Source organism: Methylobacterium sp. Leaf94 (genome assembly GCF_001426045.1).
Taxonomy (GTDB): domain Bacteria; phylum Pseudomonadota; class Alphaproteobacteria; order Rhizobiales; family Beijerinckiaceae; genus Methylobacterium.
Genome location: NZ_LMRM01000034.1, coordinates 13,756 through 28,867 on the forward strand (window position 1 = coordinate 13,756; position 15,112 = coordinate 28,867).

Below are 15,112 nucleotides of genomic sequence, written 5' to 3' on the forward strand. Positions count from 1 at the left end.
GCAGCCCTCGGGCGCGCGCAGAGGCACGGATCGCGGTGGTCCCGTAGAGGTCCGGCAGAACCCAGGTGCCGGCCTCTAAGTGGTGCCCGCACCAGGCGAGGCGCTTCCGCACGCGGCCGCCGATGACCGGATCGACGCGACCGACCTGGTCGGCGTCGCGCGCCAGCTCGGCGGGCTGTTCAGCGCAACCGGACCGGACGTACCATCCGCCTCAGGGGCCGCCGCGCCCGCCGACGGCGCCGAACACCTGGCCGGTGGAGTAGCTCGCCTCGTTGGAGGCGAGCAGGACGTAGATGCCGGCGAGCTCCGCCGGCTGACCCGGCCGCCCGATCGGCGTGTCCTTGCCGAAATTCGGCAGCTTCTCCGGTGGCTGCCCGCCGCAGACCTGGAGCGGGGTCCAGAACGGTCCCGGAGCCACCGCATTCACCCGGATGCCGCTTTTCGCCAGCTGCTTGGCCAGGCCCTTCGAGAAGTTCACGATCACCGCCTTGGTGGCCGCGTAGTCGAGCAGGGTCTCGGAAGGCTCGCAGGCGTCGACCGACGCGGTGTTGATGATCGCCGCGCCGGGCCCGAGATGGGCGAGGGCGGCCTTGGTGATCCAGAACATCGCGTAGACGTTGGTCCGGAAGGTCTGGTCGAGCTGCTCGGTGGTGATGTCGAGGATCGAGACCTGGGCCTTCTGGTAGACCGCGTTGTTGACGAGGATATCGAGGCCGCCGAGTTCGCGCGCCGCGTCCGCCACCAGACGCCGGCAGAAGGCTTCGTCGCGGATGTCGCCTGGCAGCATCACCCCTTGCGGCCGGCCTGCCGGATGAGTCCCACCCCTCGACCGCATCCGGCTCCTCGGCCGGCAGGTAGTTGATGGCCACGTCCGCGCCCTCGCGGGCATAGGCGATGGCCGCGGCACGGCCGATGCCCGAATCGCCGCCGGTGATCAGCGCCTTGCGGCCGGCGAGGCGCCCGGACCCCGTGTAACTGGTTTCGCCATGGTTCGGGCGCGGCACCATCCGACCCGCCAGCCCCGGCCAGGCCTGCTGCTGCGTCTCGAAGGGGGTCTTCGGATGGCTGCGCGGCGGGTTCGGGGCGGTGTCGGTCTGCGCGACCTGTTCCTGTGCCCCCGCGGAATGTTCCAGGACGGCCACCATGCCGGCGGAGAGGCCGCCCAACGAGGACGCGCCGCGAGGGATCGGTCTTGGTCTCTGTCATCAGGACTTCCGCTGCTCAGCGGGACGGCGGCTGGAGGCGCCTACTGGGTCCGGGTGGAGGCGCTCACCCGCCAGATCGTCTTGCCGACGTCGTCCGAGACCAGCAGGGCGCCGGTCTTGTCGAGGATCACGCCGACGGGGCGTCCCTGGGCCTTCTCGTCGGCGTTGAGGAAGCCGGTCAGCGCGTCGACCGGCTGCCCGCTGGGCTTGCCGTCCTGGAACGGCACGTAGATCACCTTGTAGCCGCTCTTCGGCCGGCGGTTCCACGAACCGTGCTGGGCGACGAACAGGCCGCTCGTCCAGGCCTCCGGCAGACGGCTCCCCTGCGAGAACGCGATGCCGAGGGAGGCGGTGTGGGTGCCCACCGCATAGTCGGGCGCGATCGCCTTGGCGACGAGGTCGGGCCTCTGCGGCTCCACGCGCGCATCGACATGGTTGCCCCAGTAGCTGTAGGGCCAGCCGTAGAAGCCGCCCTCCTGCACGGAGGTGATGTAGTCGGGCACGAGGTCGCTGCCGATCTCGTCGCGCTCGTTCACCGCCGTCCAGAGCTTGCCCGTCACCGGCTCGAAGCCGAGGCCGTTGGGGTTGCGCAGGCCGGTGGCGTATGCGCGCATCTGCTTGGTGGGTATCGTGTATTCCCAGATCGCCGCGCGGCCGGTCTCCTTGTCGAGGCCGTTCTCGCCGACATTGCTGTTCGAGCCGACGGTCACGTAGAGCCTCTGCCCGTCGGGGCTGGCGATGACGTTCTTGGTCCAGTGATGGTTGATGCCGGACGGCAGGTCGACGACCTTCTCCGGCGTCGCGGTGATCTCGGTCTGGCCCGCCTGGTAGGGCACCTTCACCAGCGAATCGGCATTGGCGACGTAGAGGTCCGACCCGACCAGCGCCATGCCGAAGGGCGAGTGCAGGTCCTTCAGGAGCACATGGCGCTCCTCGGCGACGCCGTCGCCGTTCGCGTCCCGTAGGAGGACGATGCGCTCGGGGCTCTTCACGCCGGCGCCGGCCAGACTCTTCACCTTGTCGGCCACCCAATCCGCGACGCCGGTCGAGGGGTCGTCGGTCTGCGGCTTGTTGGCCTCGGCCACCAGCACATCCCCGTTGGGCAGCAGGTACATCCAGCGCGGATGGTCGAACCCGTCCGCGTAGGCCGCCACCTGCAGACCATCCGCGGCCTGCGGCTTGGTGCCCTTCTCCCAGCGGGCGACGCGGGCGATGTTCACGGTGGGCATCAGGGTCGGGTTGGGCGCCGGCAGGGTCGGGTTCGCGCCCTGTCCGGCCGAGGCCTCGATCGTGGCCTGCTCGGGATAGACGACGAAGCGCACGAAGGCCGCGCCGCCGAGGAGAACGACGGCCAGGGCCGCGAGGCCGAGTTTCGATCGGGTCCGCATGGGGATCTCGTCAGCTGGCATGGGGCGAGGGGCCCAGCGGGCCCCGTCTCATCGGAACAAGCGCCCGAGACCGGTTTTGGCTCCCTCGGCGCGGGTGCGGCTCCGGTGCGGCGCCCCCTTGCGCAGGCTCCGTGGCCTCCGCTTGAATGCGGCCCGTGACCCGGCGGATGGACCCATGCTCAGGCGCTCATTCCTCATCGCGGCCACGGCGGCGACGCTGGTTCCGTCCGAGCGGGTGCGATCGGCCGGCACGCCAGGCGGGCTCGTGCTGGCGACGGCGACGCCCGGCGGCTCGTTCCCCGCCTTCGGCCAGGCCCTGGTGGAGGCGCTCCGCACGGTCGATCCCGCCCTGTCCGTCGCCCTGCGGCCCTCCAAGGGCTCGGCCGAGAATGTCGGTCTCCTGAAGGGCGGCTCCGTCGATCTCGCCCTGGTCCAGGGCGACTACGCCTATGACGCCCTCAGGGCCGAGCCCGAGGCGGGGCCTCGGATCACCGTGGTCGCGCCGGTGAACGCCTCGCCGGGCCTCTTCGTCGTTCCGGCGGCCAGCCCGATCCCCGGTGTGCCGGACCTGCGGGGGCGGCGCGTCGTCCTCGGCACCCACGCCTCCGGCCTCACCGTCATGGGCCGGACCGTCCTGACAGGTTCGGGCATCGACCCCGACCGCGACATCGAGCCGATCCTCCTCGACCGGGCCGGCGACGGGGCGGTCATGGTGCAGGATGGGCGCGCCGCGGCGCTCTGGGGGGCGGGGCTCGGGTGGCCGGGCTTCCGGACGCTGGCGGAGGCCCCCGGCGGCGCCCGCTTCTTCGGGCCGGCCCCGGACGCGATCGACCGCATCCTGGCACGCGGGACATCCCTGCGCCGCCGCACCGTTCCGGCCGACGTCTTCGCCGGGCAGCATGCGCCCATCGAGACGGTGGGCTCCTGGAGCTTCGTCCTCGCCCGGCCGGACATCGACGGCGCGCGGGTGGCGCGCTTCGTGGCGGCCCTGGCGCGGAGCCAGGCGAGCCTCGCGCGAAGCGACCCACAGGGCGGCGACAGCGACCCGCGCAACCTGGTCGAGGCCGTGCCCCGGGGCTGGCTGCACCCGGCGAGCGCCGCCTACCTGCGCGACATCGGTGCCCTCCCCTGAGGCGAGGCGCAACCTTCCCGCCCGCCGGCCGGTTGCGCTGAGCGGGCAGGGGGGGACGATCATGCGGCAGGCCATCCTGGGAATCGCCCTCACGCTCCTCGCCGGCCCGGCCGGCGCGATCGAGGTCTCCCGCAGTCGCGACATCCCGGCCCCGGCCGCCGCCGTGTGGGCGCTCATCGGCGGCTTCTGCTCCATCGCCCTGTGGCACCCGCAGGTGGTCGCCTGCGACTCCTCCGGGACCCGGGACGACGCCGACCGCGAGGACAACGAGCCCGTCCGCCGCCTCGTCGTCGCCGGAGGCCTCGGCACCCTCGTCGAGGCCGAGACCCGGCGCGACGAAGCGGGGATGAGCTACAGCTACGCCTTCATCGAGGGCCCCCTGCCCGTAGGGGCCTACAACGCCACCCTGCAGGTCCGGCCGAACGGCACCGGCGCGACGGTGGTGTGGAGCGCCACCTTCGACCCGGCCGGCATGGGCGAGGCCGAGGCCCGGGCCGACATCGAGGGCGTCTACGACCAAGGGCTCGACGGCATCGCCCGGGAACTCGGCGCCCCGGCGACCAAGCCGCGATAGGTCTCCGCGACCGCCGGGCCCGGGTTCAGCCCGCGGCGAGGCGCAGGCCGGCCTTGTCCCGGCGCCGCACCTGCACCTGGTTGCGCCCGTTCGCCTTGGCCGCGTAGAGCGCCTGGTCCGCCGCCTCGACGAAGGCGGCGGGATCGGCTGCCCGGACCTCGGGGATCTGCGCCAAGCCGAGGCTGACCGTGAGCACCCCGAGGGGGCTGCTCGCATGCGGGATCTTCCAGCCCGCCACGGCCTCGCGGATGCGGTGGGCGACGATCTCCGCCCCGGCCGCGTCGGTCTCGGGCAGGATCACGGCGAATTCCTCACCCCCGATGCGGCAGGCCGTGTCGGAGGCATTGACGATGCTGGCCTCGATGGAGCGCGCGATCAGCCGGAGGGCCTCGTCGCCCCGCTGGTGCCCGTAGCGGTCGTTGTAGCCCTTGAAGTAGTCGGCATCGAGGACGAGGAGCGAGAGGGGCAGCTGGTTGCGGACCGCGCGGCGCCATTCGCGTTCCAGCGCATCGTCGAACCGTCGCCGGTTGGCGAGGCCCGTCAGCGCATCGGTGGTGGCCAGCTTCTCCAGCTGGACGTTGAGGTCGAGGGCCGCCTGCTCCGCCACCCTGCGCTGGTGCAGCTCGCGCCCGAACAGCCAGGTCAGGACGATGGTGGTCGCGCACAGGCTCAGCACCACCGCCCCGAGGACCAGGGCGCGGTGCCACCAATCGGCATAGATCTCCGCCGGCGCCACGGCGATGCTGAGGTGAAGCGGCAGGTCGCCGACCTTGGTGAACACGAAGTCGCGGCTGCCCTCGCCGACCATGGCAGGGCCGGTGAAGCGACCCTCCGGCGCATCGAAGAACCTCCGGTAGCTGTCCGTGGCCGAGACGCTCCGCCCGATGGTGGCCTCGTCGTAGGGCTCGCGCATGATGATCGTGCCACCCGGACCGTAGAGGGTGACGGTGCCGGCATGATCGGCGCCGACGGCGGCGAACAGCTGACGGAAGTAGTCGAGGTAGATCGAACCGAGGACGACCCCCGCGAAGCTGCCATCCGGGTCCGACAGGCGCCGGCTGATGATGAGGACGCGTTTGCCCGTGAGACGCGAAACCAGGGGCTGGCTGATGTGCAGCTCGTTGCCCGGATGGGCGACGTGGTACTGGAAATATTCGCGGTCGGCGTAGTTCAGAGGCTCGGGGGCGAGGGATTTCGAGCTGATGATGAGCTTCCCGGTTCTATCGAACACGAGGGTGTGGCCGAAATTCTCGGCCGTGGCGGCGCGATCGAACAGGATCATCTGCCGGAGTTCGGGATCGGCCTGGGCAAGCTCGGGAAGCTTCAGGCCGTCGACGACGGCCCGCAGGGAAAGATCGTAGAGCTCGATGTTCCGGGCGATATCCCGCCCGAGGACCTGCACGAGGCTTCGCGATGTCACCTCCGAGCGCCGGGCCGCATCGAGGCGCATCTGCCAGAGCATGAAGGCCGAGACGGCGCAGAGCCCGATTACAGCAAGCAAGTTGATGGCACTCAGCCATCTGGCCGAATGCGTCCATCGAAATCGCTGCAGCAAGACGGGTCGCTCAGGCATCGTCAGGACCCTGACATCTATCGGTGGTCTGCGGTGAGGCGGTCGGAGCAAGGAGGACGACCGCCGCCAGAGTCCAGTCATCACCGAGGGGCAGTTAATTCTTTCTCCGTTTCTTGCCTCTCCGTACGACAACACACCATCGCCGTCCGGGCGGCCGGCGGATCAAGGGCCTCCCGGCCGCGTTGCCCAGGCATGCGGACCGAACAGGACGGCGCACAGGACGGAAGGACCCCCCATGGCAACCCGGCATCGTCACATCCTGCTCCTGGCCCTCGGGCTGGCGACCCCGGCCTCGGCTCAGACGCCGCCCCCCTCCCCGGCCGCCACCGGGCAGGCGCGCGACGAGGCGGTCTGCGCGGCGCAGGCCGACGAGAACAGGGTCGCCAGCGCCCACCGGGAGACCTTCCTGCGGGAATGCGAGGCGGGCGAGAAGCTCGATCGACCGAAACCGGATCCAGCGAAGCCGTGACGATCCCCGCCGTGGCGGGTCATGGTCAGAGAACAGCCTTCAGCTTGTCCGCCATGGACTGGTCCTTGTCGCGTCGCGACGAGAACGCCATGGTGAAGAAGACCCGCTGCACGCCGATCTCGCTCAATCTGGCCTCGCAGGCCTCGATGAGGGCGCAGATATCGCCGAGTTCGCCCTCGATATTGGTCCCGTTGGCATGCATCTCGGCATGGAGGGGACTGGCGTCGATGATCGCCTTGATCTCCTTCACGTAGGGCGAGACCGAGGGGCCGACGCCCATCGGAACGATGCACAGATCCGCCACGACCTTCATGATTCTTCTCCCGGTGCCTGCTGACCCCGTCAGAGGTCGCACGCGCCCCGGCCTGTCAATCACCTCTGGGAGCCGATCGCCTGCACCGCGGAGCCGACGGGCGGATCATCGCGGGTGGAACGGAATCACCACCTTCGCCGTATCTGCCGACCGACGGGGACCCCTCCGTGGCCCACGGGGACGATCCATCCGAGACCGGATCATCCCCGCCCCGGGCCGTCGCTGGAGGAGTCTGGGGGGACAGGAGACGATCGAGCCTTGACCGACAGGTTTCGCACCCTCGCCGCAGCGATCGCCGCCTTGCTGCTGTTGACGGCCCGGGAAGCACCGGCCCAGACCACGCCGGAGGCACCGGCCGTCGAGGCGGAAGAGGTGCGCCCAGGACCGCCACCGCCCTTGCCGGACCTGGCCGATTCCAACGGACGGGCCGGCGAGCCCCTGAACCAGCCCGGCCCGAACTCCGGCATTCCCAGGGCGCTTCGCGGCTCGGCCGACCGAGCCGGTGGCCCGGCCAACGACCTGACCCCGGTCGACCGACCCGATGAGCCGCCCCTGCCCAAGGCCGATCTCGCGCAGGTTCTGGCGGGCAAGGCCCTGTTCCACGGCAATTATTGTGGGACCGGCCAACGGGGCGAGGGCCTGCCGCCCACCGACGACCTCGATGCCGCCTGCCTGCGCCATGATGCCTGCTTCGACGCGGCCGGGCATCGGTCCTGCGCCTGCAACGTCCGCCTTCAGCGGGACGCGGCCGCCGTCTCCGAGCGGCCGGGCCTCCCGCGGCAGGTTCGCGAGCGCGCCCTCAGCGTGGCCCAGGCCGCCGAGGTGATGGCCTGCCAAGCCCCCTGATCGGCCCCGTGAGGGCGGAGCGACCCAGGGCGTGACGCCCTCGACGAAGCGGCGGCCGTCTTCGTCGAGGGACAGCGTAGGTCTCAGATGTGGATCGCGCGCTTTCCGACCGCGAGGGCGGCTTCCTTGACCGCCTCGGTGAGGGTCGGATGGGCGTGGCAGGTGCGGGCGACGTCCTCGGCGGAGGCGCCGAACTCCATCGCCACCGCGACTTCCGCGATCAGGTTGCCGGCATCGGCCCCGACGATGTGGACGCCCAGGACGCGGTCGGTGGTCGCGTCGGCCAGGATCTTCACGAAGCCGTCCGTGGTGTGGTTCACCTTGGCGCGGCCGTTGGCGGTGAAGGGGAACTTGCCGCTGTTGTAGGCGATGCCGTCCTTCTTGAGTTCCTCCTCCGTCTTTCCGACGGACGCGACCTCCGGGTAGGTATAGACCACGTTCGGGATGACGCCGTAGTTCACGTGGCCCGACTGGCCGGCCAACAGCTCGGCCACGGCCACCCCCTCGTCCTCGGCCTTGTGGGCCAGCATCGGGCCGGCGATGACGTCGCCGATGGCGTAGATGCCCGTGACGTTGGTGGCGTAGTGGCTGTCCGTCTGGATGCGGCCCTTGTTGTCGAGGCCGACTCCGACCGTCTCCAGGCCGAGGCCTTCGGTGTAGGGCACCCGGCCGATGGCCACGAGCACCACGTCGGCCTGCAGCGTCTCGGCCTCGCCGCCGGCGGCGGGCTCCACCATGACGGTGGCGGCCCCGTCCTTGACCGTGACGCCCGTCACCTTGGACGAGAGCTTGAACTGCATGCCCTGCTTGCCGAGGATGCGCTGGAACTGCTTGCCGACCTCGCCGTCCATGCCCGGCAGGATCCGGTCGAGATACTCGACCACGGTGACCTCGGAGCCGAGGCGGCGCCAGACCGAGCCGAGCTCGAGGCCGATGACGCCGGCCCCGATGATGAGGAGCTTGCCCGGGACCTTCTCCAGGGTGAGCGCGCCGGTGGAGGACACGACGATGGTCTCGTCGATGGTGACACCGGGAAGCTTCGTGACGTCCGAGCCCGTGGCGATGACGACGTTCTTCGTCTCCAGGAGCTGGTTGCCGCCATCCTCGGACAGCACCTCGACGCGGCCCGCACCGGCCAACCGGGCGGTGCCCCGATAGGCGTCGATGCCGTTCTTCTTGAGCAGGAACTCGACGCCCTTGGTGTTGCCGTCGACGCCGTCCTGCTTGAACGTCATCATCTTCGCGAGGTCGAGCTCGGGCGCGCCGACCATGACGCCCATGTCGGCGAAGTGCTTGCCCGCCTCCTCGAACGCTTCCGAGGCGTGGAGCAGGGCCTTCGAGGGGATGCAGCCGACGTTGAGGCAGGTGCCGCCATGGGCGGCCCGCTTTTCCACCACGGCCGTCTTGAGGCCGAGCTGGGCGGCGCGGATGGCGCAGACGTAACCGCCGGGGCCGGTGCCGATGACGACGAGATCGTAGGACATGGGAATCTGACTCGCTGGATTGGGCGGCGGGTCATGCCCCACCATCGATGGACGAAGCGCGCGGAAGCGTCCGGCCGCGCGGGAACGCGGCCGGCGGACGGCAGCTGCCGGGCCTTAGAGGTCGAGCACGAGGCGTGCCGGATCTTCCAGAGCCTCCTTGACGCGCACGAGGAAGGTCACGGCCTCCTTCCCGTCGACGATGCGGTGATCGTAGGACAGGGCGAGGTACATCATCGGCCGCGCCTCGATCTTGCCGGCGCGCACCACGGGGCGCTCCTCAATGCGGTGCATGCCGAGGATGCCGGATTGCGGCGCGTTCAGGATCGGGGTCGACATCAGCGAGCCGTAGATGCCGCCGTTGGTGATCGTGAAGGTGCCGCCCTGCATCTCCTCGATGGAGAGCTTGCCCTCGCGGGCCTTCTTGCCGAAGCCGGCGATCTTCTTCTCGATGCCGGCGATCGACAGGTCGTCGGCGTCGCGCACCACCGGCACCACGAGGCCCTTATCGGTGCCGACCGCGATGCCGATGTGGTAGTAGTTCTTGTAGACGAGGTCCTGCCCGTCGATCTCGGCATTCACCGCCGGCACGTCCTTGAGGGCGCCGATCACCGCCTTGGTGAAGAAGCCCATGAAGCCGAGCTTCGTACCGTGCTTCTTCTCGAAGATGTCCTTGTACTGGCTCCGCATCGCCATCACGGCCGACATGTCGACGTCGTTGAACGTCGTCAGCATCGCGGCGGTGTCCTGCGCGTCCTTGAGACGGCGGGCGATGGTCTGGCGCAGCTTGGTCATGCGCACGCGCTCCTCGCGCGCCGCGTCGTCGGGCTTCGAAGGCGCCCGCGGGGCGGCGGGCTTGGCCTCCCGCGCGGGGGCCGGGGCCGGAGCGGAGGGAGCCTTCGACGTGGCCTCGAGCATGTCGCCCTTGGTCACGCGGCCGTCCTTGCCGCTGCCGTTCAGGGTCGCAGGGTCGATGCCGGACTCGCGGGCCATCTTGGCGACCGCGGGGCCGTGGTCGCCGGACTCGCGGGTGGCCTGGGGCACGGCGTCACCGTGGTTGCCGTAGCCGGCCGACGACTCCTGAGCGGGCGCTTCCGCCGGCTTGCTCTCGGTCTTGGTCTCGGCCTTGCTCTCGGATTTGGCTTCGGCCTTCTTCGGCGCCGCGGCCTTGCCGCCGCCGGCCCCGGCCTCGACGATCGAACCGAGGAGCGCGCCGGGCTCCACCGTCTCGCCGTCCTTGGCCAGGATCTCGCCGAGCTGGCCCGCGGCCGGCGCGTTCACCTCGAGGGTGACCTTGTCGGTCTCGAGTTCCACCAGGGGCTCGTCGGCCGCCACGGCGTCGCCCGGCTTCTTGAACCAGCGGCCGATGGTGGCCTCGCTCACGGATTCGCCCAGGGTCGGGACGACGATATCGGTTGCCATGGTTCAGTGTCCGTCCGGAGGGTTTGGGACGCCGCTCGGCGGCGCCCTCGGATCGCGAAACGTGGGGGCGAGTAGCGTGGAGGAGGGGCCGGCGGTCAGACCGCCAGCGCCTCGTTGAGGAAGGCCTGGAGCTGGGCCTGGTGCTTCGAGAGCATGCCCACCGCCGTGGAGGCGGAGGCCGGGCGACCGACGTAGCGCGCGCGCTTCACCGGCGACTGGGCCTGGCCCAGCACCCATTCGAGGTAGGGTTCGACGAAGGCCCAGGAGCCCATGTTCTTCGGCTCCTCCTGGCACCACACCACCTCGGCGTTCCGGAAGCGCCCCATTTCGCCCGCGAGCGCCTTCAGGGGGAACGGGTAGAGCTGCTCGACGCGCATCAGGTACACGTCGTTGACGCCGCGCTTCTCGCGCTCGTCGTAGAGGTCGTAATAGACCTTGCCCGAGCACAGCACGACGCGCCGGACCTTGTCGTCCTTCACGAGCCTGATGCCGTCCTCATCGCGCTCGGCATCGTCCCAGAGCACGCGGTGGAAGCTCGAGCCGTCCGCCATCGCCTCGATCGGCGAGACCGCCTTCTTGTGCCGCAGGAGCGACTTCGGCGTCATCAGGATCAGCGGCTTGCGGAACTCGCGGTGCAGCTGGCGGCGCAGGATGTGGAAGTAGTTCGAGGGCGTGGTGCAGTTGGCGACCTGCATGTTGTCCTCGGCGCACATCTGCAGGAAGCGCTCCAGGCGGGCGGAGGAGTGCTCCGGGCCCTGGCCCTCGTAGCCGTGCGGCAGCAGCAGGGTCAGGCCCGACATGCGCAGCCACTTGCGCTCGCCCGACGAGATGAACTGGTCGATGACCACCTGGGCGCCGTTGGCGAAGTCGCCGAACTGTGCCTCCCACAGCACCAGGGCGTTGGGCTCGGCCGCGGAGTAGCCGTACTCGAAGCCGAGCACCGCCTCCTCGGACAGCATCGAGTTGATGACCTCCAGGCTGGCCTGGCCCTCACGGATCGAGTTCAGCGAGGTGTAGCGCTGCTCGTTCTCCTGGTCGATCACCACCGCGTGGCGCTGCGAGAAGGTGCCGCGCTCCACGTCCTGGCCCGAGAGGCGGACGCGGTGGCCCTCGATGAGGAGCGAGCCGAAGGCCAGGGCCTCGGCGGTCGCCCAATCGATGCCCTGGCCCGATTCCACCGCCTTGGCGCGGTTGTCGAAGAAGCGCTGGATCGTGCGGTGCAGGTGGAAGCCGGGCGGCGGCGTGGTGATGCGCTGGGCGATCTCGCGCAGGGTCTCCACCGGCACGCCGGTCTTGCCGCGGCGCGGATCGTCCACGTCCTCGCGCACGGCCTTGAAGCCGGCCCAGCGACCGTCGAGCCAGTCGGCCTTGTTGGCCTTGTAGTTCGTCGCGACCTCCAGCTCGGCGTCGAGCACGGCGCGGAACTCGGCCTTGCGCGCGTCGAGCTGCTCCTGGCTCACCACGCCCTCGGCGACGAGCTTCTTGCCGTAGGTCTCCAGCGCGGTCGGGTGCTTGCGGATGCGCTGGTACATCTTCGGCTGGGTGAAGGCCGGCTCGTCGCCCTCGTTGTGGCCGAAGCGGCGGTAGCAGAGCATGTCGATGACGACCGGCTTGCCGAACTTCTGGCGATACTCGATCGCGATCTTGGCCGCGAAGGTGACGGCCTCCGGGTCGTCGCCGTTGCAGTGGAAGATGGGCGCCTCGACCATCTTCGCCACGTCGGACGGATAGGGCGAGGAGCGCGAGAAGCGTGGATCGGTGGTGAAGCCGATCTGGTTGTTGATGATGAAGTGGATCGAGCCGCCGGTGCGGTGGCCCTTCAGGCCGGACAGGCCGAGGCACTCGGCCACCACGCCCTGACCCGCGAAGGCCGCGTCGCCGTGGATGAGCAGCGGCACCACGCGGGTGCGCTCCACCGTGGGCTTGGCCCGCTGGTCCTGCTTGGCGCGCACCTTGCCGAGCACGACGGGATCGACGATCTCGAGGTGCGACGGGTTGGCGGTGAGCGAAAGGTGGACGTTGTTGCCGTCGAAGGCGCGGTCCGACGAGGCACCGAGATGGTACTTTACGTCGCCGGAGCCCTCGACCTCGGCCGGGTTGGCCGAGCCGCCCTTGAACTCGTTGAACACCGCCCGGAAGGGCTTGGCCATCACGTTGGTGAGCACGTTGAGGCGGCCGCGATGGGCCATGCCCACGACGATCTCCTCGGCGCCGAGGGCGCCGCCCCGCTTGATGATCTGCTCGAGGGCCGGGATCATCGCCTCCGAGCCGTCGAGACCGAAGCGCTTGGTGCCGGTATACTTGAGATCGAGGAACTTCTCGAAGCCCTCCGCTTCGATCAGCTTGTTCAGGATCGCGCGACGGCCCTCGGGGGTGAAGGTGATCTCCTTGCCCTTGCCCTCGATGCGCTCCTGGATCCAGGCCTTCTCCTCCGGGTTGGAGATGTGCATGAACTCGACGCCGAGGGTCTGGCAGTAGGTGCGCTCCAGGATCTCGACGATCTCGCGAATGGTCGAGAATTCGAGGCCGAGCACGTTGTCGAGGAAGATCGGACGGTCCCAGTCCTTCTCCTCGAAGCCGTAATGCTGCGGATGCAGCTCCTCGTGGTCGCCGCGGGGGGCGAGGCCGAGAGGATCGAGCTTGGCGTGCAGGTGGCCGCGCATGCGGTAGGCGCGGATCAGCATGATCGCGCGGACCGAATCCTTCGTCGCCTGCTCCACCGAGATCCCGGGGGCGGAGGCGATGACGGCGCCCTTGGTCGGGGCCGACGCGGTGTCGGACTTGGCGCGGATCTTGTCGCCCATCGCCTTCTCGACGGTGGCCCAGTTGCCGTCCAGCGCCGAGACGATCTCGCCGTTGGCGTGGATCGGCCAGTTCGGCCGCTCCCACGACGCGCCGGCCGCGTTCTTCTCCGCAAGCCCCTTGTCCTCGTTCAGGGACCGGAAGAACGTCTGCCACTCCGGATCGACCGCATTCGGATCACGGGCGTAGGCCGCCTGCAGCTCCTCGATGTAGGCGGCGTTGCCGCCGTAGAGGAACGAGGTTTCGAGCGCGTCCTGGCGTGCCATCGTTCGGGTCATCCTGCCGCTGTGCGGGGTCCTCCGCCGGGAAGGCCCCCTGCCCGACCCCATCCGCGCGGATCGCGGCCGGGATCGGATGTACCGGGAAAGACGCGGGCCCCTTCGGGCTCGCGTCGCTCGTTCGTCAGATGGGGTCGCGGACCTGAACGTCGACCAACGCGAGGCCCGCGTCCCGCGCGTGTCAGCCGCGCAGAACCTCGACGAGGGTGCTGCCGAGGCGCGCCGGCGAAGGCGAGACCCGGATTCCGGCCGCTTCCATCGCGGCGATCTTGTCCTCGGCGCCGCCCTTGCCGCCCGAGATGATGGCGCCCGCGTGACCCATGCGACGGCCCGGAGGCGCCGTGCGGCCGGCGATGAAGCCGACCATGGGCTTCTTGCGGCCGCGCTTGGCCTCGTCGGCCAGGAACTGCGCCGCCTCTTCCTCGGCCGAGCCGCCGATCTCGCCGATCATGACGATCGACTCGGTCTTGTCGTCGGCGAGGAACAGCTCGAGCATGGAGATGAACTCCGTGCCCTTCACCGGGTCGCCGCCGATGCCCACCGCGGTGGTCTGGCCGAGGCCGGCATTCGTGGTCTGGAACACGGCCTCGTAGGTCAGCGTGCCGGAGCGGGAGACGATGCCCACCGAGCCCGGCTTGAAGATGTTGGCCGGCATGATGCCGATCTTGCACTGGCCTGCGGTGACGATGCCGGGGCAGTTCGGGCCGACGAGGCGGGACTTCGAGCCTTCGAGCGCGCGCTTGACCCGCACCATGTCGAGCACCGGAATGCCCTCCGTGATGCAGACGATGAGCGGGATCTCCGCCTGGATCGCCTCGCAGATCGCGTCCGCCGCCCCCGGCGGCGGCACGTAGACGACGGATGCGTCGGCGCCCGTGGCTTCGCGGGCTTCCGCCACCGTGTCGAAGACCGGCAGGTTGAGGTGCTTGGAGCCGCCCTTCCCCGGGCTGGTGCCACCGACCATCCTGGTGCCGTAGGCGATGGCCTGCTCGGAGTGGAAGGTTCCGTTCTTGCCGGTGAAACCCTGGCAGAGGACCTTGGTGTTCGCGTCGATCAGGATGGACATGGATCTAGCGCTTCTCCTGCGCCGGGGTCTGAGCCCGGACAATCATTGTAACGGGGCCAGAACGCCTTGATGACTGGGTGAGCGAGACAGCGTCCAGTGGGTTTTCGGTCAATACCCATTGTGTCGTGAAACCACCGGCATCCCGCATGCCACGGGTTGGGGCGGACATCTGCAACTGCTTCTGGACGCGGGCGGCAATTTCATCCAACCGATCACCTTTGTCGGTGACCATGCACATCCAAGCAGGTCCGCCGGGGGTCTCAGGTCTATTGACGACTGCCATTTCGCTGACTTGCACCACTGGTGGCGTCACCTCCGTCCCCTGCGATGAAACGGTCCAAGTGCTGCCGGTAATCGCTTGAGACGGAAGCGGGCTCTGCTCTTTGGGACTCTGTACCTTCGACCAACCGCGCAATCGCCCAAGGGTCTCGACGGTCTGGTCATGCGGTCCGCCCCCCATGCAGGCGTCGAAGAAGAGCGCTGCGATCTCATCCGTGCTCATTGCCCGAGCGGGCGATGAGACAGCCAGCAAGCCAGCGATGAGCAACAGCGCCCTCATGGTC

12 protein-coding genes and 1 pseudogene are annotated in these 15,112 nt (G+C 69.5%); 4 read left to right on the plus strand and 9 right to left on the minus strand.

The genetic code is table 11. The features are described from left to right. Positions 1 to 211: 211 nt before the first annotated feature. Both ASG63_RS15545 and ASG63_RS15550 read right to left on the minus strand, forming a co-directional pair. Positions 212 to 1,145: pseudogene (locus ASG63_RS15545) on the minus strand (SDR family oxidoreductase). A 101-nt stretch (positions 1,146 to 1,246) separates the two neighbouring features. Beyond that, the gene (locus ASG63_RS15550) at positions 1,247 to 2,593 is read right to left on the minus strand and encodes a PQQ-dependent sugar dehydrogenase (protein WP_056218164.1); all 1,347 of its coding nucleotides are present in this window, start codon (positions 2,591 to 2,593) and stop codon (positions 1,247 to 1,249) included. A 175-nt stretch (positions 2,594 to 2,768) separates the two neighbouring features. On the opposite strand from ASG63_RS15550, the gene ASG63_RS15555 reads away from it, so the two are divergent. Both ASG63_RS15555 and ASG63_RS15560 read left to right on the plus strand, forming a co-directional pair. Continuing rightward, on the plus strand, positions 2,769 to 3,725 hold the full coding sequence (locus ASG63_RS15555) for a TAXI family TRAP transporter solute-binding subunit (RefSeq protein ID WP_056218167.1): 957 nt from the start codon (positions 2,769 to 2,771) through the stop codon (positions 3,723 to 3,725). Between the two features lie 61 nt (positions 3,726 to 3,786). Continuing rightward, positions 3,787 to 4,299, plus strand: a complete 513-nt coding sequence (locus tag ASG63_RS15560) for an SRPBCC family protein (protein ID WP_056218170.1) — start codon at positions 3,787 to 3,789, stop codon at positions 4,297 to 4,299. A 25-nt stretch (positions 4,300 to 4,324) separates the two neighbouring features. On the opposite strand, the gene ASG63_RS15565 is transcribed toward ASG63_RS15560, so the two are convergent. Further along, a complete protein-coding gene (locus ASG63_RS15565) occupies positions 4,325 to 5,800 on the minus strand; it encodes a sensor domain-containing diguanylate cyclase (protein WP_056218173.1) in 1,476 nt (491 codons plus the stop codon). A 307-nt stretch (positions 5,801 to 6,107) separates the two neighbouring features. Here ASG63_RS15565 and ASG63_RS15570 point away from each other — a divergent pair, with 307 nt between their 5' ends. Beyond that, positions 6,108 to 6,341, plus strand: coding sequence for a hypothetical protein (locus tag ASG63_RS15570; RefSeq protein WP_056218176.1), 234 nt, complete (start codon positions 6,108 to 6,110; stop codon positions 6,339 to 6,341). Between the two features lie 25 nt (positions 6,342 to 6,366). On the opposite strand, the gene ASG63_RS15575 is transcribed toward ASG63_RS15570, so the two are convergent. Then, positions 6,367 to 6,654 carry an MTH1187 family thiamine-binding protein gene (locus ASG63_RS15575; protein ID WP_056218179.1) on the minus strand — a complete coding sequence of 96 codons (288 nt, stop codon included), beginning with the start codon at positions 6,652 to 6,654 and terminating at the stop codon, positions 6,367 to 6,369. A 258-nt stretch (positions 6,655 to 6,912) separates the two neighbouring features. On the opposite strand from ASG63_RS15575, the gene ASG63_RS15580 reads away from it, so the two are divergent. Next, complete coding sequence (locus ASG63_RS15580) at positions 6,913 to 7,500, plus strand: hypothetical protein (protein WP_443189799.1); 588 nt, start codon at positions 6,913 to 6,915, stop codon at positions 7,498 to 7,500. Positions 7,501 to 7,583: 83 nt separating this feature from the next. On the opposite strand, the gene lpdA is transcribed toward ASG63_RS15580, so the two are convergent. From lpdA to ASG63_RS26150, 5 genes are all read right to left on the minus strand, one after another. Next, entirely contained in the window at positions 7,584 to 8,984 is a 1,401-nt protein-coding gene (gene lpdA, locus ASG63_RS15585) for a dihydrolipoyl dehydrogenase (protein WP_056218181.1), read from the minus strand. 114 nt (positions 8,985 to 9,098) lie between these two features. Further along, positions 9,099 to 10,403, minus strand: coding sequence for a 2-oxoglutarate dehydrogenase complex dihydrolipoyllysine-residue succinyltransferase (gene odhB, locus ASG63_RS15590; RefSeq protein WP_056218184.1), 1,305 nt, complete (start codon positions 10,401 to 10,403; stop codon positions 9,099 to 9,101). A gap of 95 nt (positions 10,404 to 10,498) precedes the next feature. Continuing rightward, a complete protein-coding gene (locus ASG63_RS15595; protein ID WP_056218187.1) occupies positions 10,499 to 13,471 on the minus strand; it encodes a 2-oxoglutarate dehydrogenase E1 component in 2,973 nt (990 codons plus the stop codon). Between the two features lie 193 nt (positions 13,472 to 13,664). Next, positions 13,665 to 14,549 carry a succinate--CoA ligase subunit alpha gene (gene sucD, locus ASG63_RS15600; protein ID WP_056218190.1) on the minus strand — a complete coding sequence of 295 codons (885 nt, stop codon included), beginning with the start codon at positions 14,547 to 14,549 and terminating at the stop codon, positions 13,665 to 13,667. A 4-nt stretch (positions 14,550 to 14,553) separates the two neighbouring features. Beyond that, on the minus strand, positions 14,554 to 15,108 hold the full coding sequence (locus ASG63_RS26150) for a hypothetical protein (protein ID WP_056218194.1): 555 nt from the start codon (positions 15,106 to 15,108) through the stop codon (positions 14,554 to 14,556). Positions 15,109 to 15,112: the final 4 nt, after the last annotated feature.

Excerpts from the sequence above, each read along its gene's own strand:
- lpdA (WP_056218181.1), bottom strand. The coding sequence starts at position 8,984 with ATGTCCTACGATCTCGTCGTCATCGGCACCGGCCCCGGCGGTTACGTC.
- ASG63_RS15595 (WP_056218187.1), bottom strand. The coding sequence starts at position 13,471 with ATGGCACGCCAGGACGCGCTCGAAACCTCGTTCCTCTACGGCGGCAAC.
- ASG63_RS15575 (WP_056218179.1), bottom strand. The coding sequence starts at position 6,654 with ATGAAGGTCGTGGCGGATCTGTGCATCGTTCCGATGGGCGTCGGCCCC.
- ASG63_RS15550 (WP_056218164.1), bottom strand. The coding sequence starts at position 2,593 with ATGCGGACCCGATCGAAACTCGGCCTCGCGGCCCTGGCCGTCGTTCTC.
- odhB (WP_056218184.1), bottom strand. The coding sequence starts at position 10,403 with ATGGCAACCGATATCGTCGTCCCGACCCTGGGCGAATCCGTGAGCGAG.
- sucD (WP_056218190.1), bottom strand. The coding sequence starts at position 14,549 with ATGTCCATCCTGATCGACGCGAACACCAAGGTCCTCTGCCAGGGTTTC.
- ASG63_RS15570 (WP_056218176.1), top strand. The coding sequence starts at position 6,108 with ATGGCAACCCGGCATCGTCACATCCTGCTCCTGGCCCTCGGGCTGGCG.
- ASG63_RS15560 (WP_056218170.1), top strand. The coding sequence starts at position 3,787 with ATGCGGCAGGCCATCCTGGGAATCGCCCTCACGCTCCTCGCCGGCCCG.
- ASG63_RS15555 (WP_056218167.1), top strand. The coding sequence starts at position 2,769 with ATGCTCAGGCGCTCATTCCTCATCGCGGCCACGGCGGCGACGCTGGTT.
- ASG63_RS26150 (WP_056218194.1), bottom strand. The coding sequence starts at position 15,108 with ATGAGGGCGCTGTTGCTCATCGCTGGCTTGCTGGCTGTCTCATCGCCC.